We start from the raw sequence: 16707 nt of genomic DNA, 5'->3' as shown, positions 1-16707 counted from the left end.
CATATGACTAGTATATTGTTATAACTAACGTATTCACACCAATCTAATCATTAGATTTGTGCACAATAACCAATGGCTTGGCCATTAATTGGAGAATTCAATGAAATCAGTTTTAAAAGTATCACTGCTTGCCGCAACGGTTATGCTAGCAGTTGGTTGTCAGAAAGAAGAACCAAAGGCAGAAGCTCCACAGGTTGAAGAAGTTAAAGTTGAAGCAGTAAACTTTAAAACAGAAGACGACAAAGCGGCATACGCAATCGGCGTATCTTTCGCTAATTACCTAAGCACAAGCATTGATAAGCCAAGCGAACTAGGCATTAACCTAGACAAAGATATGGTTCTTCAAGGTATCGAAGACGTATTCGCAGAGAAAACTGCACTGAACGAAGAAGAAACTCGCGCAGCTCTTGAAGCTCTAGACAAGCGTGTTGCTGAAACTATGCAAGCACAAGCTGCAGAGAAATCAGCTGAAACTAAGAAAGCAGGTGATGACTTCCGCGCTGAGTTCGCAAAGACTGAAGGCGTAGAGCAAACTGAATCTGGCCTACTTTACCAAGTAATGACAGCTGGCGAAGGCGCTTCTCCAAAAGACACTGATACTGTTCAAGTACACTACAAAGGTACGCTAACAGACGGAACTCAGTTCGACAGCTCTTACGACCGTGGCGAACCAGCAACATTCCCACTTAACCGCGTAATCCCAGGCTGGACTGAAGGCGTACAACTAATGAAAGTTGGTTCTAAGTACAAGTTCGTAATCCCGCCAGAGCTAGCATACGGTGAGCAAGACACACCGACTATCCCAGCTAACTCAACGCTAGTATTCGAAGTTGAACTACTAAAAATTGATAACGCTGAAGCAGCTCCTGCTCAGTAATATCGATTAAAAACCTCGTACTAAAATACGTTGATTGAATAAAAAGCCTAACTTTGAGTTAGGCTTTTTTTATGATTTGAGGCTGAGTATTTGATTTTTAAACTTGTTCTAAATCACTAGTTGCAATGTTAGCTAGGTGTGCAATTAAAATTTTCTGATAAACTTACATAAATTTGTTGATTTTTCACACGAAGGTAAGGAATAAGTGACTACTACAGAAACAGTCAATGCAGATGTGTTACTTGAAATGGAATCAGTCCACGTTATGCCATTCAGTGAACACGATAAAATCATTCTAAGATCTTATGAGGCCGTTGTTGACGGTATTGCGAGTCTTATTGGTCCGTTTTGTGAAATCGTTTTGCACTCATTAGAAGACCTCAATACTTCTGCGATTAAAATTGCCAACGGCGAAAATACAGGTCGTCAGGTTGGTTCGCCGATCACCGATCTTGCATTGAAGATGCTGAAAGATATTGAAGGTTCTAAGCGTAACTTCTCACGTTCATACTTCACTCGCGCGAAAGGCGGAGTGTTGATGAAGTCGATCACGGTTGCTATCCGCAATGGTGAAGACCGAGTGATTGGCCTACTGTGTATTAACGTCAACCTAGACGCGCCATTCTCACAAGTGCTGCAATCTTTCATGCCTACGCAAGACGCAGACGAAGCCGCATCATCGGTTAACTTCGCAAGCGACGTTGAAGAGCTTGTCGACCAAACGGTTGAGCGCACCATTGAAGAGATCAACGCTGATAAGTCAGTATCGAACAATACTAAGAACCGTCAGATCGTGATGGAGCTATACGACAAAGGTATTTTCGATATCAAAGACGCGATTAACCGTGTTGCTGAGCGCTTAAATATTTCTAAGCACACCGTGTACCTATACATCCGCCAACGTAAAACAGAGGATGAAGAGGGTTGTTAAGCTATACACTCTTAGTCAATGGACCTGTTTATGGTTCACAGTCAGCAAGAAGTGCTTACCAGTTTGCCGTGGCTCTGATTAAACAGGGCCACAAACTTCACAGTGTATTCTTCTATCAAGATGGCGTCAGTAATGGCTCCAATCTCACCGTACCTGCTAACGATGAATTCGATTTAGCTTCTGCTTGGCAAAAGCTAGCGGATGAGCATGATGTTAGCTTAGAAACGTGTGTAGCAGCCGCGTTAAGACGTGGTGTGGTTAGCTCAGACGAAGCAGAGCAACACCAACTAAGCGCATCTAACTTAGCGTCAGGGTTTACACAGGCTGGGTTAGGGAGCTTATCGGAAGCGCTACTCACGCAAGATAGGGTGGTACAGTTTTGAGAAAGTTAGCCTTTATATTTAATAGTTTTCCTCATACTACCGCTGCGGGTAGAGAAGGGTTGGACGCATTACTTGCCGCTTCTGCTTACAGTGAAGATATCGCCGTGTTCTTTGTTGGCGATGGTGTGACGCAGCTTCTCAAAGCTCAGCAACCCGACGAAGTCCTATCACGCGACTACATCTCAGCATTCAAGCTTATGGACCTGTACGACATCGAACAGGTGTATGTGTGTCAGCGCAGCCTAAGTCAGTTTGGTCTTTCGACAGACAACCTGTTGATTGATGCAACCGCCGTTGAAGCTGATGAGTTAACGCAGAAGTTAGCTCAGTGCCAACAGATACTGACTTTCTAGGGGACGCTATGCTTCATATCGTAAAATCAGTCGACAAACTTAAACTCGCATTAACCTATTCTCAACCGCAGGATCAGTTCCTTTTGGTCGAAGATGCAGTGTACGTTTGCCTTCCAAATCATGAGTTATTCACTCAAATCAGCGCAGTTGAGCGAGTGTCGGTATTAAAACCGGATCTTGCTGCTCGAGGTCTCCAAGAACTTGCCTCCGATGTCGTTCCGCAAGTGGACTTCGACGGGTTCGTTAAACTGACGGTTTTAAGCGACAAATCAGTCACTTGGTAGCTGTGTTTTATCAGTTTGGTTAAAAGTAGACCATCCTGAGCTCTAGACGGCTAAAAAAGATCTGTATATTTCTTGACACACCTCCCACTGCTGAATAGAATTTTGCGTCCCTAATTACGACTTGTGATTAGGGATAGATTTTTCACAAAGCTTACTTTCAAGTAAATTTCAGGAGCTAGTTAATGGCAACTATTAACCAGTTGGTTCGCAAGCCTCGTGTAAAGCAAGTTGTTAAAAGCAACGTGCCTGCACTAGAAGCGTGCCCACAAAAACGTGGTGTATGTACTCGTGTTTACACTACTACACCTAAAAAACCTAACTCGGCACTACGTAAAGTATGTCGTGTACGTCTAACTAACGGTTTCGAAGTAACTTCGTACATCGGCGGTGAAGGCCACAACCTACAAGAGCACAGTGTTGTACTAATCCGTGGCGGTCGTGTAAAAGACCTTCCGGGTGTTCGTTACCACACTGTTCGCGGCGCACTTGACTGTGCTGGCGTTAACGACCGTAAACAAGGTCGTTCTAAGTACGGTGTGAAACGTCCTAAGTCTTAATGCATTTTCTTTTTTAAAAGAAAGCGTTAAGTAAGGCCAAACACTATTTTATTTATTATTCTGAAAAGTTTTGGAAAAAACCTGAAGAAGACAACGGAGAATATCCATGCCACGTCGTCGCGTAATAGGTCAGCGTAAGATCCTTCCAGATCCTAAGTTCAAATCTGAATTGCTGGCAAAATTCGTTAACATCCTTATGGTTGACGGAAAGAAATCTACTGCAGAAAAAATTGTTTACACTGCACTAGATGCAATGGCTGAGAAGTCTGGTAAAGACCACTTAGCTGTATTTGAAGAAGCTCTTGAAAATGTTCGCCCAGCGGTAGAAGTTAAATCTCGCCGTGTAGGTGGTTCAACTTACCAAGTACCTGTAGAAGTTCGTCCGGTTCGCCGTAACGCTCTTGCTATGCGTTGGGTAGTTGAAGCTGCGCGTAAGCGTGGTGAAAAATCTATGGCTCAACGCCTAGCTGCTGAAATGCTAGACGCGTCTGAGAACAAAGGTACTGCGGTTAAGAAACGTGAAGACGTTCACCGCATGGCTGACGCAAACAAAGCGTTCGCACATTACCGTTGGTAATACCTTTTTAGTGCTGCAAGGTTCCTTGCAGCACTTCTTTAGTTCCTATGCTTATGCTAGGAACTATTGCTATTTCTAGGGCATGCACTTTTTAGCGAAGCATCGCTTTTAACGCACAATCTAGGCATAGCAATAGTCCCTAAGTCTCTAATAAGAGGATTCAACCGTGGCTCGTAAAACTCCTATAGAGCAATACCGTAATATCGGTATCGTTGCTCACGTAGATGCAGGTAAAACAACCACAAGTGAACGTATTCTGTTCTATACCGGTCTTTCTCACAAAATCGGCGAAGTTCACGATGGTGCAGCAACCATGGACTGGATGGAGCAAGAGCAAGAGCGCGGTATTACGATCACTTCAGCAGCAACTACTACGTTTTGGCGTGGTATGGAAGCTCAGTACTCAGACCACCGTATCAACATCATCGACACTCCTGGACACGTTGACTTCACTATCGAAGTAGAACGTTCTTTACGTGTGCTTGATGGTGCAGTCGTTGTGTTCTGTGGCTCATCTGGTGTTGAACCTCAGTCAGAGACAGTATGGCGTCAAGCTGATAAGTACCAAGTTCCACGTATGGTTTTCGTTAATAAAATGGACCGTACAGGCGCAGACTTCTTGCGCGTAGTTGAACAGATTAAGGATCGCCTAGGTGCAACTCCTGTTCCAATTCAATTGAACATTGGTGCTGAAGAAAACTTCCAGGGTGTTGTCGATCTTATCAAGATGAAGGCAATCAACTGGAACGAAGCTGACCAAGGCATGACTTTCACGTACGAAGATATTCCTGCAGACATGCAAGAAATGGCTGAAGAATATCGTACAGAACTTGTTGAAGCTGCTGCAGAAGCAAATGAAGAGCTGATGGATAAGTACCTTGAAGAAGGTGAACTAACAGAAGCTGAAATCAAACAAGGTCTTCGTACTCGTACCCTTAACAATGAAATCGTATTAGCAACTTGTGGTAGTGCGTTCAAAAACAAAGGCGTACAAGCTGTTCTAGATGCAGTAGTTGATTTCCTTCCTTCTCCAGTCGATGTACCTGCAATTAAAGGTATCGATGAAGACGAGAACGAAGCAGAGCGTCACGCGGACGACAAAGAACCGTTCTCAGCGCTAGCATTTAAGATCGCAACAGACCCATTTGTTGGTACTCTAACCTTCATCCGTGTTTACTCTGGTGTTGTAGAAAGCGGTAAAACGGCTTACAACTCTGTGAAGAAACAACGTGAGCGTTTAGGTCGCATTGTTCAAATGCACTCAAACAAACGTGAAGAAGTAAAAGAAGTACGAGCAGGTGACATCGCAGCCATCATTGGCCTGAAAGATGTGACCACTGGTGAAACGCTATGTGATCAGAACCATAAAATTGTTCTTGAGCGCATGGAATTCCCAGACCCAGTTATTCAGATCGTTGTAGAGCCAAGCTCTCAAGCTGATCAAGATAAAATGACTATCGCTCTAGGTAAACTAGCAGCGGAAGACCCATCGTTCCGCGTTGATATGGATGCGGAAACTGGCCAGACACTGATTTCTGGTATGGGTGAACTACACTTAGATATCATCGTTGACCGTATGAAGCGCGAATTTAGCGTGAACTGCAACGTTGGTAACCCGCAAGTGGCTTATCGTGAAACAATTCGTGGTACAGCGAAAGCGGAAGGTAAATTTATCCGTGAGCATGGTGGTAAAGGTCAGTACGGTCACGTATGGCTGAAACTGGAACCATCAGAAACTGGCGAAGGCTTTGTCTTCGTGGATGAAATTGCCAATGGTATCGTACCGAAAGAGTTTATCGCTTCAGTTGCTAAAGGCGTTGAAGAGCAGATGAACAATGGTGTACTTGCTGGCTATCCAGTTCTGGATATCAAAGCTACACTATATGATGGTTCTTACCATGAAACAGATTCAAGTGAGATGGCGTTTACAATCGCTGCCTCTATGGCTTTCAGAGCGGGTGCACTTGAAGCGCAACCAGTTCTGCTTGAGCCTATGATGAAAGTTGAAGTAACTACTCCAGAAGACTGGATGGGTGACGTTGTTGGCGATATTAACCGTCGTCGCGGCATCATCGAAGGTATGGACGAGGGGACAGCTGGCCTGAAGATAATTCGTGCACAAGTTCCGTTGTCTGTCATGTTCGGTTACGCAACTGATTTACGTTCTGCGACACAAGGTCGTGCTTCTTACTCTATGGAGTTTAGTGAGTACGCTGAAGTGCCTAACAATGTTGCAAAAGCAATCATTGCAGAGCGTGGTTAAAAAAAAGGAAGGCATTTTTTTTCATTTTTTGAAAGAACAATGCGTCCAAATATTGCGCTAACGAGAGTTGGCGCATAAAATAGCAATTTCTGGCGCGTCTCGCTCAATAATGAACGTGGCGAATCATAACTAGGAAGGAACACGATTGTGTCTAAAGAAAAATTTGAACGTACGAAACCGCACGTAAACGTTGGTACTATCGGCCACGTTGACCACGGTAAAACAACTCTAACTGCTGCTATCTGTACTACTCTTGCAAAAGTGTACGGCGGTGTTGCTAAAGATTTCGCATCTATCGATAACGCTCCAGAAGAGCGTGAGCGCGGTATCACAATCGCAACTTCTCACGTTGAGTACGACACTCCAGCACGTCACTACGCACACGTAGACTGTCCAGGACACGCGGATTATGTTAAAAACATGATCACTGGTGCTGCACAAATGGACGGCGGTATCCTAGTTGTTGCTGCGACTGACGGCCCTATGCCTCAAACTCGTGAGCACATCCTACTTGGTCGTCAAGTTGGTATCCCTTACATCATCGTATTCATGAACAAATGTGACATGGTTGATGACGAAGAGCTACTTGAGCTAGTAGAAATGGAAGTTCGTGAACTTCTTTCTGAGTACGACTTCCCAGGTGATGACCTACCAGTTATCCAAGGTTCTGCACTTGGCGCACTAAACGGCGAGAAGCAGTGGGAAGACAAGATCGTTGAGCTTGCAGAAGCACTAGATTCTTACATCCCTGAGCCAGAGCGTGCAGTAGACCAACCGTTCCTACTACCAATTGAAGACGTATTCTCAATTCAAGGTCGTGGTACTGTTGTAACTGGTCGTATCGAGCGCGGTATCCTACGTGTAGGTGACGAAGTAGAAATCGTTGGTATCAAAGAGACTACTCTTACTACTTGTACTGGTGTTGAAATGTTCCGTAAACTGCTTGACGAAGGTCGTGCAGGTGAGAACGTTGGTGCACTTCTACGTGGTACTAAGCGTGATGACGTTGAACGTGGTCAAGTACTTTCTGCGAAAGGTTCTATCAACCCACACACTAAGTTTGAGTCTGAAGTATACGTACTTTCTAAAGACGAAGGCGGCCGTCACACTCCTTTCTTCAAAGGTTACCGTCCACAGTTCTACTTCCGTACAACTGACGTAACAGGCGACATCACTCTACCAGAAGGCGTAGAAATGGTAATGCCAGGTGACAACGTTCAAATGACTGTTGAGCTAATCGCTCCAATCGCAATGGACGAAGGTCTACGTTTCGCAATCCGCGAAGGTGGCCGTACAGTTGGTGCTGGTGTTGTAGCTAAAATCTTCGCTTAATAGCATTTAGATTTTTGCACTCTCTTCATTAGAAGAGCACGCATCCAAAAAGGGGAGCTTCGGCTTCCCTTTTTATTTTGGTTATAAGGGAAATTCATCGCACTTAATAACCGCAAACTATATTCTAATTTAAATACAGTTATTTACTGACCTACCTTAATAACCCCCTTCTGTAATACGACCTTCAAAGCCATTTTTACCAATTACTCGCAAAACACTATAACCAATCGATATAACCAAACCTTAAATATGACTGGTAATAAGAATAATTCCTTTTTATATTTAACCCTAAGTTAAAGGTTTAGGTTTTAGTATGTACATTTGTTTATGCCATGGGGTTTCGGATAAAAAAATCCGTAAGCTCGTAATAGAAGAGGGCATTACTGACATCAAAGGAATTAAAAAGTGTACAGCACTTGGCAGTCAATGCGGTAAGTGTGTACGTTCAGCAAAAGAAGTCATTAACGATACTGCGAAAGACCTGTTCAAACAGGCAAGCTAGTTTTGTCCCAAGGGCATTAGCTTTTTTGACACTTCTCGATTTGGTTCTACAGTTAGAAGAGCCAAAGAGGAGGGCTATGTCATGAAAGGCGATCCAATCATCATTCAACATCTCAATAAAATTCTTGGTAACGAACTCGTCGCAATAAACCAATACTTCTTGCATGCTCGCATGTACAAAGATTGGGGCTTAAAGCATCTTGCCGATAAGGAATACCACGAATCTATCGACGAAATGAAACATGCTGACCATCTAATAGAACGCATACTATTTTTAGAAGGCCTCCCAAACCTTCAAGATCTTGGTAAGCTCAAAATTGGTGAAGATACTGAAGAGATGCTTCAGTGTGATTTGTCTCTTGAGATGGAAGCGATACCTGATTTGAAAAATGCCATCGCGTACGCAGAAGATATTCACGACTATGTGTCGCGAGATCTGTTTCAAGACATCCTGGAAGACGAAGAAGATCATGTCGATTGGTTAGAAACCCAACTCGGTTTAATCAAAATGACCGGGATCCAAAATTATCTACAAGCTCAATATGTGGATGAAGACGAAGGCTAAAACTTAGCAATTAAAAGAGGTAACAGCTGAGGCTTAAACAGAGCTGTTACCTTGCTTACAATTTTCAACGGTAGGGCACTACCGCGCAATCGAAACACCCCACTTATCCCCTTAAATCGATTCTGCGATTATTTTTCAAACACAGCTTGCAAGTTAAAGTGTGATCTGTATAATGCATCGCACTGGCTAACGCTGGTTGTGAACCAATGAGCACTGAGGAGTAGGTCTTACCTAGTAATGTATACTCAGCTTATGTTCGCGGTTAATAAAAATAGTGAACTTCTTGTTTGCTTCAAAAGTTAACTGACAATGCGTCCTAATTTTGGATGCTACGGTTTCACATAAATCAATCGGCATTCTCTCGTTTTATCGGGTTTGAGTGGCGATATTGTTTGTGTAATTTTTAATAATTGGAGCTCTGTCTCATGCAGAACCAACGTATTCGTATCCGCCTTAAAGCGTTTGATTACAAGCTAATCGATGCTTCAACTGCGGAAATCGTTGAAACAGCAAAACGTACTGGCGCACAGGTTCGTGGTCCTATTCCACTACCTACTCGTAAAGAGCGTTTCACTGTTCTTACCTCTCCACACGTCAACAAAGATGCACGTGACCAGTACGAAATTCGTACTCACAAGCGTTTGATCGACATCGTTGAGCCAACAGATAAAACTGTTGATGCTCTAATGCGTCTTGATCTTGCAGCTGGCGTTGATGTTCAAATCAGCCTAGGTTAAGGGAGATAAGAATAATGATTGGTCTAGTCGGACGTAAAGTGGGTATGACCCGCGTATTTACTGAAGAAGGCGTTTCTATCCCAGTAACTGTTGTTGAGGTTGAAGCGAACCGTATTTCTCAAGTTAAAACTCTTGAGACAGACGGCTACGCAGCAATCCAAGTAACTACTGGTGCTAAGAAAGCTAACCGTGTAACTAAACCTGAAGCTGGTCACTTCGCGAAAGCGGGTGTAGAAGCAGGTCGCGGTCTTTGGGAATTCCGTTTAGAAAACGGCGAAGAGTTTGAAGTTGGCGCTGAGCTAAACGTAGAACTTTTCAACGAAATTAAAAAAGTAGACGTTACTGGTACATCTAAAGGTAAAGGCTTCCAAGGCGCTATCAAGCGTTGGAACTTCTCTACTCAAGATATGACTCACGGTAACTCTTTGTCTCACCGCGCACCGGGTTCAATTGGCCAATGTCAAACTCCAGGCCGCGTGTTTAAAGGCAAGAAAATGGCAGGTCACATGGGTGCTGAGCGTGTAACGACTCAAAACCTAGAGATCGTACGTGTTGACGCTGAGCGCAATCTACTCCTTATTAAAGGTGCAGTACCGGGCTCAACAGGCGGAAACGTGATCGTAAAACCTGCTGTTAAAGCATAACGTCTAGGAGTAAGTAATGGAATTGATGGTTAAAGGTGCTGATGCACTAACTGTTTCCGAGACTACTTTCGGACGTGACTTCAACGAAGCTCTTGTACACCAAGTAGTTGTTGCATATGCAGCAGGTGCTCGTCAAGGTACTCGTGCTCAAAAGACTCGTTCTGAAGTATCTGGCGGTGGCGCTAAGCCATGGCGTCAAAAAGGTACTGGCCGCGCACGTGCTGGTACAATTCGTAGCCCAATCTGGCGTACAGGTGGTGTTACTTTTGCTGCGAAACCACAAGATCACAGCCAAAAAGTAAACAAAAAAATGTACCGCGGTGCTATGAAGAGCATTCTTTCTGAGCTAGTTCGTCAAGAGCGTTTAATCGTTGTTGATAACTTCTCTGTAGAAGCACCAAAAACAAAAGAACTTGTAGCTAAGCTTAAAGAGCTTGAGCTAAGCGACGTTCTGATTGTGACTGGCGAAGTAGATGAAAATCTATTCTTAGCTGCTCGTAACCTATACAAAGTAGACGCACGTGATGTTGCTGGTGTTGATCCAGTATCACTAATCGCTTTCGACAAGGTTCTAATGACTGCTGACGCAGTTAAGCAAGTTGAGGAGATGCTAGCATGATCACTGAAGAGCGTATCTTAAAAGTTCTACGTGCTCCGCACATCTCTGAAAAAGCAACTATGGCAGCTGAGAAAGCGAACACTATCGTTTTCAAAGTAGCTAAAGATGCAACTAAGAAAGAGATCAAAGCAGCTGTAGAAAAGCTATTTGAAGTTGAAGTTAAGTCTGTAAATACTCTTGTATTAAAGGGTAAGACCAAACGTCAAGGTATGCGTGAAGGCCGTCGTTCAGACGTTAAGAAAGCCTACGTTACTTTGAAAGAAGGTCAAGATCTTGACTTCGTTGGCGGCGCGGAATAACAGGAGTAGTAAAAATGGCTATTGTTAAATGTAAGCCGACTTCCCCTGGTCGTCGTCACGTCGTTAAAGTTGTTAACGCTGACCTGCACAAGGGTAAGCCATACGCACCACTTCTAGAGAAAAACTCTAAGAACGGTGGTCGTAACAACAACGGTCGTATTACAGTACGTCACATCGGTGGTGGTCACAAGCACCATTACCGTCTGATTGACTTCAAACGTACTAAAGATGGCATCCCAGCGAAAGTTGAGCGTCTAGAATACGATCCAAACCGTAGTGCTAACATCGCTCTAGTTCTGTACGCAGACGGTGAGCGTCGTTACATCATTGCACCTAAAGGTGTTAACGCAGGTGACCAGATTCAATCTGGTGTAGATGCGCCAATCAAAGCAGGTAACACTCTGCCGATGCGCAACATCCCAGTAGGTTCTACTGTACACTGTGTTGAACTTAAGCCTGGTAAAGGTGCTCAACTAGCTCGTTCGGCTGGTGCTTATGCTCAAATCATCGCTCGCGATGGTGCATACGTAACTATCCGTCTACGTTCTGGTGAGATGCGCAAAGTACTTTCTGAAGGTCGTGCAACGATCGGTGAAGTTGGTAACTCTGAGCATATGCTACGTGAACTTGGTAAAGCTGGTGCTTCACGCTGGCGCGGCGTACGTCCAACCGTACGTGGTGTAGTAATGAACCCGGTGGATCACCCACATGGTGGTGGTGAAGGCCGCACATCTGGTGGTCGTCACCCAGTTTCTCCTTGGGGCGTTCCTACTAAGGGCTTCAAGACTCGTAAGAACAAGCGCACTGACAAGTACATCGTACGTCGTCGCACTAAATAATTTATAAAGAGGAATCGCCATGCCACGTTCTCTCAAGAAAGGTCCTTTTATTGACCTACACTTGCTGAAGAAGGTAGAGAAAGCGGTGGAAAGCGGAGACAAAAAGCCTATTAAGACTTGGTCCCGTCGCTCAATGATCATCCCAACAATGATTGGTTTGACCATCGCTGTCCATAATGGTCGTCAGCACGTTCCAGTTTTCGTTACCGAAGAAATGATCGGTCACAAACTGGGCGAATTTGCACCAACTCGTACTTATCGCGGTCATGCTGCAGATAAGAAAGCTAAGAAGAAATAAGGAGTAGATGATGGAAGCTTTAGCTAAACATAACTTTGCTCGTATTTCTCCACAGAAAGCTCGCTTAGTTGCAGACCAAATTCGCGGTAAGTCGGTAGACCAAGCTCTAGAAATTCTAACTTTCAGCAACAAAAAAGCTGCTGTATTGGTTAAGAAGGTTCTTGAGTCAGCTATCGCTAACGCGGAACATAACGAAGGTGCAGATATCGACGATCTAAATGTCGCTAAAATCTTCGTAGATGAGGGCCCTATCATGAAGCGTATTATGCCTCGTGCTAAAGGTCGTGCGGATCGTATCTTGAAGCGTTCAAGCCACATCACTATTGTTGTAGCAGATCGCTAAAGACTAGGAGAGTAAGCAATGGGTCAGAAAGTACATCCTAATGGTATTCGTCTTGGCATCGTTAAGCCTTGGAATGCTACATGGTTTGCTAATACCAACGAATTCGCTGACAACCTAGACGGCGACTTCAAGGTACGTCAGTTCCTTACCAAGGAACTACAAAAAGCATCATTATCTCGTATCGTTATCGAGCGTCCAGCTAAGAGCATCCGTGTGACTATTCACACTGCTCGTCCTGGCGTTGTTATCGGTAAGAAAGGTGAAGACGTAGAGAAGCTACGCGCAGCTGTAGCTAAAATCGCAGGTGTACCAGCGCAAATTAACATCGCTGAAGTACGTAAGCCTGAGCTAGATGGTCAGCTTGTAGCTGATAGCATCGCGTCTCAACTAGAGCGTCGTGTTATGTTCCGTCGTGCAATGAAGCGTGCGGTACAAAATGCTATGCGTCTAGGCGCTAAAGGCATCAAAGTACAAGTAGGCGGCCGTCTTGGCGGTGCTGAAATCGCACGTTCTGAGTGGTACCGTGAAGGCCGTGTGCCTCTACACACTCTACGTGCAGACATTGATTACGCAACTTCTTCGGCTCACACTCAATACGGTGTGATCGGCATTAAAGTTTGGATCTTCAAAGGTGAGATTCTAGGCGGTATGCCAGCTGCTAACGCAGTAGAGCCTAAAGGCGATAAGCCTAAGAAGCAGCGTAAAGGCCGTAAGTAAGGAGTCGAACGATGCTACAACCAAAACGTACTAAGTTCCGCAAGGTTATGACTGGTCGTAACCGTGGTCTAGCTAAAGGTACTGAAGTAAGCTTCGGCGAATTCGGTCTTAAAGCTGTTGGCCGTGGTCGTCTGACTGCACGTCAAATCGAAGCGGCACGTCGTGCTATGACACGTCACATTAAGCGTCAAGGTCAAATCTGGATTCGTGTATTCCCAGACAAGCCAATTACTGAAAAGCCTCTTGAAGTTCGTCAAGGTAAAGGTAAAGGTTCAGTTGCGTACTGGGTTGCTCAAATCCAACCAGGCAAAGTTATGTACGAGATGAATGGCGTACCTGAAGAGTTGGCACGTGAAGCGTTCCGCCTAGCGGCACGTAAACTGCCTGTTAAAACTACTTTTGTAACTAAGCAGGTGATGTGATGAAAGCACAAGATCTACGCGAAAAGAACGTTGAAGAGCTTAACGCTGAGCTATTGAATTTGCTACGTGAACAGTTCAACTTGCGCATGCAAGCTGCAACTGGTCAACTTCAGCAAACTCATACTCTAAAAGCTGTACGCCGTGACATCGCACGTGTGAAAACTGTTTTGACTGAAAAGGCAGGCGCATAATGAGCGAAACTAACCGCATCCAGCAAGGCCGTGTAGTAAGCGACAAGATGGACAAGTCTATCGTTGTTGCTATTGAACGCACTGTAAAACACCCAATTTACGGTAAGTTCATCAAACGCACGACTAAAGTACACGCACACGACGAAGACAACACTTGTGGCCTAGGCGACAAAGTTGAAATCGCTGAGTGTCGTCCTCTGTCTAAGACTAAGTCTTGGACATTGGTTAAAGTTCTAGAAAAAGCGAAGATTTAATCTTTGTAATTCTATAACTTATAAGCGGCTCCAAATTATTTTTTGGAGCCGCTTGTTTTTTGTCTACCCAATTTAAAAAAAGGGTGGTACAATTCGCGTCCCTTTTAAAGAGGCAGCCCGACCCGAGAGGGTCTAGTTTTAATATTTAGCGGAGCACTAACAATGATCCAGATGCAAAGTACACTTGACGCAGCAGATAACTCTGGCGCGCGCAAGGTAATGTGTATTAAGGTTCTGGGTGGCTCTCACCGCCGTTATGCACATATCGGTGACGTCATCAAGGTTACAGTGAAGGAAGCGATTCCTCGCGGTAAAGTAAAGAAAGGTGATGTTCTGAAGGCGGTAGTAGTGCGCACCCGTAAAGGCGTTCGTCGCCCAGACGGTTCTGTCATTCGCTTCGACAGTAATGCTTGTGTATTGTTAAACGACACTACTGAGCAACCAGTCGGCACACGTATCTTTGGTCCTGTGACTCGTGAACTTCGTAACGCGAAATTCATGAAGATTGTATCACTAGCACCTGAAGTTCTGTAAGGAGCGGCAACATGGCAGCTAAAATCCGTCGTAATGACGAAGTAATCATTCTTGCTGGTAAAGATAAAGGCAAGAAAGGTAAAGTAACTAAGGTTCTGACAACTGGTAAAGTTATCGTTGAAGGCATCAACCTTGTTAAGAAACACCAAAAGCCGGTTCCGGCTCTAGGTCAACAAGGTGGCATCGTTGAACAAGAAGCAGCTATTGACGCTTCTAACGTTGCAGTTTTTAACGCGGCTACTGGTAAAGCAGACCGTATCGGTTTCCGTATCGAAGATGGCAAGAAAGTTCGTTTCTTCAAATCTAACGGCGAAACTGTTTCTAACTAATTAGAAGTAATTTGGAGTTCTACTATGGCGAAACTGCATGATTACTACAAGTCGTCTGTAGTCGCTGAGCTTACCAAAGAGTTCAGCTACACAAGCGTCATGCAAGTCCCTAGGATTGAGAAAATCACCCTAAACATGGGCGTTGGTGAAGCAATCAACGATAAGAAACTGCTAGAAAACGCAGCAGCTGATATGGCAACGATCTCTGGTCAAAAGCCACTTATCACTAAAGCGCGTAAATCTGTAGCTGGTTTCAAAATTCGTGAAGGCTACCCAATTGGTTGTAAAGTAACCTTGCGTGGTGAGCGCATGTGGGAATTTTTAGAGCGTTTAATCTCTATCGCACTTCCACGTGTACGTGATTTCCGTGGTGTTAGCGCTAAGTCTTTTGACGGTCGCGGTAACTACAGCATGGGCGTTCGCGAGCAAATCATCTTTCCGGAAATCGACTACGATAAAGTCGATCGTGTCCGCGGTCTTGATATCACTATCACGACTTCTGCGGGTTCCGATGAGGAAGGCCGAGCTCTGCTGGCTGCCTTTAACTTCCCATTCCGTAAGTAAGGGTAGGGTTACTGTTATGGCTAAACAATCAATGAAAGCACGTGAAGCTAAACGTGCAAAACTAGTAGCTAAGTTCGCTGAAAAGCGTTCTGCGCTAAAAGTTATCATTAGCGATGTAAACGCATCTGAAGAAGATCGTTGGAATGCGGTTCTTAAACTGCAATCTCTTCCACGTGATTCAAGTGCATCACGTCAGCGCAACCGTTGCAACCAAACTGGTCGTCCACACGGTTACCTACGTAAATTCGGTCTAAGCCGCATTAAGGTTCGTGAAGCTTGCATGAAAGGCGAGATTCCGGGTCTTCGTAAGGCTAGCTGGTAATTGCCACTTAATCATTTGGAGTAAATCTTATGAGCATGCAAGATCCGATTTCGGATATGCTGACCCGCGTTCGTAACGGTCAGGCAGCAAACAAAGTTGCTGTAAAAATGCCTTCTTCAAAGCTTAAAGTTGCAATTGCTGCATTACTTAAAGCTGAAGGTTACATCGTAGACTTCGCTGTAAACAGCGAAGCAAAACCTGAGCTAGAAGTTACTCTTAAGTACTTCCAAGCTAAACCTGTAATCGAGCAAATCAAGCGCGTATCACGTCCTGGTCTAAGAGTTTATAAAAATAAAGACTCTTTACCTACAGTGATGGGTGGTCTTGGTATTGCAGTTGTTTCTACTTCCAAGGGTCTGATGTCTGACCGTGCTGCTCGTAAAGCAGGTCTTGGCGGTGAAATCATCTGTTACGTAGCTTAATAAGGAGTAGATTATGTCTCGTGTTGCTAAAGCACCTGTCGCTATTCCAGCTGGCGTAGAGGTGAAACTAAACGGCCAAGAAGTTACTGTAAAAGGTAGCAAAGGTGAGCTTACTCGCGTTCTTAACAGCGCCGTAGTTATTGCACAGGAAGAAACCAAGCTAACTTTCGGTCCGAAAGAAGGCGTTACTAACGCATGGGCACAAGCTGGTACAGCTCGCGCTCTAGTTAATAACATGGTTGTGGGTGTTACTGAGGGCTTCACTAAGAAGCTAACTCTTAAGGGTGTTGGTTACCGTGCTGCTATGAAAGGCAACTCTGTAGCTCTAACTCTTGGCTTTTCTCACCCAGTAGAGCACGCTCTACCTGAAGGTATTAAAGCTGAGTGCCCTAGCCAAACTGAGATCATCATTACTGGTTGCGATAAGCAAGTAGTAGGTCAAGTTGCGGCTGACATTCGTTCTTACCGTGCTCCTGAGCCTTACAAAGGTAAAGGTGTTCGTTACGCAGATGAAAATGTGCGTACTAAAGAAGCTAAGAAGAAGTAAGGT

At 44.6% G+C, this 16707-nt stretch carries 28 protein-coding genes; all 28 read left to right on the top strand.

Annotated features, from left to right (window positions below; translation table 11 throughout):
• Positions 1-100 precede the first annotated feature (100 nt).
• The 28 genes from fkpA (at position 101) to rplF (ending at position 16704) form a co-directional block, all read left to right on the top strand.
• Positions 101-877, top strand: coding sequence for an FKBP-type peptidyl-prolyl cis-trans isomerase (gene fkpA / locus OCV12_RS14660; RefSeq protein ID WP_017632116.1), 777 nt, complete (start codon positions 101-103; stop codon positions 875-877).
• A 205-nt stretch (positions 878-1082) separates the two neighbouring features.
• Positions 1083-1808 (top strand): helix-turn-helix transcriptional regulator, encoded by a 726-nt coding sequence (locus OCV12_RS14655; RefSeq protein WP_004729851.1) that lies wholly within the window; start codon positions 1083-1085, stop codon positions 1806-1808.
• Entirely contained in the window at positions 1802-2191 is a 390-nt protein-coding gene (tusD, locus tag OCV12_RS14650) for a sulfurtransferase complex subunit TusD (protein WP_261884946.1), read from the top strand. The genes OCV12_RS14655 and tusD overlap by 7 nt, the downstream gene beginning before the upstream one ends.
• Entirely contained in the window at positions 2188-2544 is a 357-nt protein-coding gene (gene tusC, locus OCV12_RS14645; protein WP_239830766.1) for a sulfurtransferase complex subunit TusC, read from the top strand. Before tusD ends, tusC begins: the two co-directional genes overlap by 4 nt.
• Before the next feature lie 8 nt (positions 2545-2552).
• Positions 2553-2828 carry a sulfurtransferase complex subunit TusB gene (tusB, locus tag OCV12_RS14640; RefSeq protein ID WP_176680513.1) on the top strand — a complete coding sequence of 92 codons (276 nt, stop codon included), beginning with the start codon at positions 2553-2555 and terminating at the stop codon, positions 2826-2828.
• A 182-nt stretch (positions 2829-3010) separates the two neighbouring features.
• The gene (gene rpsL / locus OCV12_RS14635) at positions 3011-3385 is read left to right on the top strand and encodes a 30S ribosomal protein S12 (protein ID WP_004737194.1); all 375 of its coding nucleotides are present in this window, start codon (positions 3011-3013) and stop codon (positions 3383-3385) included.
• Between the two features lie 106 nt (positions 3386-3491).
• On the top strand, positions 3492-3962 hold the full coding sequence (gene rpsG / locus OCV12_RS14630) for a 30S ribosomal protein S7 (RefSeq protein ID WP_004737195.1): 471 nt from the start codon (positions 3492-3494) through the stop codon (positions 3960-3962).
• A 166-nt stretch (positions 3963-4128) separates the two neighbouring features.
• Positions 4129-6225 (top strand): elongation factor G, encoded by a 2097-nt coding sequence (fusA, locus tag OCV12_RS14625; RefSeq protein ID WP_261884945.1) that lies wholly within the window; start codon positions 4129-4131, stop codon positions 6223-6225.
• 147 nt (positions 6226-6372) lie between these two features.
• Positions 6373-7557 (top strand): elongation factor Tu, encoded by a 1185-nt coding sequence (tuf, locus tag OCV12_RS14620; RefSeq protein ID WP_010435158.1) that lies wholly within the window; start codon positions 6373-6375, stop codon positions 7555-7557.
• Positions 7558-7870: 313 nt separating this feature from the next.
• Entirely contained in the window at positions 7871-8059 is a 189-nt protein-coding gene (locus OCV12_RS14615; protein WP_017629804.1) for a (2Fe-2S)-binding protein, read from the top strand.
• An 81-nt stretch (positions 8060-8140) separates the two neighbouring features.
• The gene (gene bfr / locus OCV12_RS14610) at positions 8141-8623 is read left to right on the top strand and encodes a bacterioferritin (RefSeq protein WP_017629803.1); all 483 of its coding nucleotides are present in this window, start codon (positions 8141-8143) and stop codon (positions 8621-8623) included.
• A 425-nt stretch (positions 8624-9048) separates the two neighbouring features.
• Complete coding sequence (gene rpsJ, locus OCV12_RS14605) at positions 9049-9360, top strand: 30S ribosomal protein S10 (RefSeq protein ID WP_004736761.1); 312 nt, start codon at positions 9049-9051, stop codon at positions 9358-9360.
• A 14-nt stretch (positions 9361-9374) separates the two neighbouring features.
• Entirely contained in the window at positions 9375-10004 is a 630-nt protein-coding gene (rplC, locus tag OCV12_RS14600) for a 50S ribosomal protein L3 (protein WP_004736763.1), read from the top strand.
• Between the two features lie 16 nt (positions 10005-10020).
• Complete coding sequence (rplD, locus tag OCV12_RS14595) at positions 10021-10623, top strand: 50S ribosomal protein L4 (RefSeq protein ID WP_004738803.1); 603 nt, start codon at positions 10021-10023, stop codon at positions 10621-10623.
• Complete coding sequence (gene rplW, locus OCV12_RS14590; RefSeq protein ID WP_004736765.1) at positions 10620-10922, top strand: 50S ribosomal protein L23; 303 nt, start codon at positions 10620-10622, stop codon at positions 10920-10922. The genes rplD and rplW overlap by 4 nt, the downstream gene beginning before the upstream one ends.
• A 14-nt stretch (positions 10923-10936) precedes the next feature.
• Positions 10937-11761: a 50S ribosomal protein L2 gene (rplB, locus tag OCV12_RS14585; RefSeq protein ID WP_017629802.1), complete on the top strand. Its 825-nt coding sequence runs from the start codon at positions 10937-10939 to the stop codon at positions 11759-11761.
• Between the two features lie 19 nt (positions 11762-11780).
• The gene (gene rpsS / locus OCV12_RS14580; RefSeq protein WP_004736729.1) at positions 11781-12059 is read left to right on the top strand and encodes a 30S ribosomal protein S19; all 279 of its coding nucleotides are present in this window, start codon (positions 11781-11783) and stop codon (positions 12057-12059) included.
• Between the two features lie 10 nt (positions 12060-12069).
• A complete protein-coding gene (gene rplV, locus OCV12_RS14575; protein ID WP_004736732.1) occupies positions 12070-12402 on the top strand; it encodes a 50S ribosomal protein L22 in 333 nt (110 codons plus the stop codon).
• Positions 12403-12420: 18 nt separating this feature from the next.
• A complete protein-coding gene (gene rpsC / locus OCV12_RS14570; protein ID WP_004736734.1) occupies positions 12421-13119 on the top strand; it encodes a 30S ribosomal protein S3 in 699 nt (232 codons plus the stop codon).
• Between the two features lie 11 nt (positions 13120-13130).
• A complete protein-coding gene (gene rplP / locus OCV12_RS14565) occupies positions 13131-13541 on the top strand; it encodes a 50S ribosomal protein L16 (protein ID WP_004736736.1) in 411 nt (136 codons plus the stop codon).
• A complete protein-coding gene (gene rpmC / locus OCV12_RS14560) occupies positions 13541-13732 on the top strand; it encodes a 50S ribosomal protein L29 (RefSeq protein WP_004736737.1) in 192 nt (63 codons plus the stop codon). Before rplP ends, rpmC begins: the two co-directional genes overlap by 1 nt.
• Entirely contained in the window at positions 13732-13986 is a 255-nt protein-coding gene (gene rpsQ, locus OCV12_RS14555) for a 30S ribosomal protein S17 (RefSeq protein WP_004736739.1), read from the top strand. The genes rpmC and rpsQ overlap by 1 nt, the downstream gene beginning before the upstream one ends.
• Positions 13987-14148: 162 nt before the next feature.
• Complete coding sequence (rplN, locus tag OCV12_RS14550) at positions 14149-14520, top strand: 50S ribosomal protein L14 (protein ID WP_004736740.1); 372 nt, start codon at positions 14149-14151, stop codon at positions 14518-14520.
• 11 nt (positions 14521-14531) lie between these two features.
• On the top strand, positions 14532-14849 hold the full coding sequence (rplX, locus tag OCV12_RS14545; RefSeq protein ID WP_004738792.1) for a 50S ribosomal protein L24: 318 nt from the start codon (positions 14532-14534) through the stop codon (positions 14847-14849).
• Positions 14850-14873: 24 nt separating this feature from the next.
• Entirely contained in the window at positions 14874-15413 is a 540-nt protein-coding gene (gene rplE / locus OCV12_RS14540) for a 50S ribosomal protein L5 (RefSeq protein ID WP_004738790.1), read from the top strand.
• Between the two features lie 16 nt (positions 15414-15429).
• A complete protein-coding gene (gene rpsN / locus OCV12_RS14535; RefSeq protein ID WP_004738789.1) occupies positions 15430-15735 on the top strand; it encodes a 30S ribosomal protein S14 in 306 nt (101 codons plus the stop codon).
• Between the two features lie 29 nt (positions 15736-15764).
• On the top strand, positions 15765-16157 hold the full coding sequence (gene rpsH, locus OCV12_RS14530; RefSeq protein ID WP_017061309.1) for a 30S ribosomal protein S8: 393 nt from the start codon (positions 15765-15767) through the stop codon (positions 16155-16157).
• A gap of 13 nt (positions 16158-16170) precedes the next feature.
• Positions 16171-16704 carry a 50S ribosomal protein L6 gene (gene rplF / locus OCV12_RS14525; protein WP_017629801.1) on the top strand — a complete coding sequence of 178 codons (534 nt, stop codon included), beginning with the start codon at positions 16171-16173 and terminating at the stop codon, positions 16702-16704.
• Positions 16705-16707 lie beyond the last annotated feature (3 nt).

The sequence above is a fragment of the Vibrio pomeroyi genome, assembly GCF_024347595.1.
Taxonomy (GTDB): Bacteria; Pseudomonadota; Gammaproteobacteria; order Enterobacterales; family Vibrionaceae; genus Vibrio; species Vibrio pomeroyi.
The sequence above is the reverse complement of the archived record's forward strand: the minus strand, read 5'-3'. Positions and strand labels throughout refer to the sequence as shown.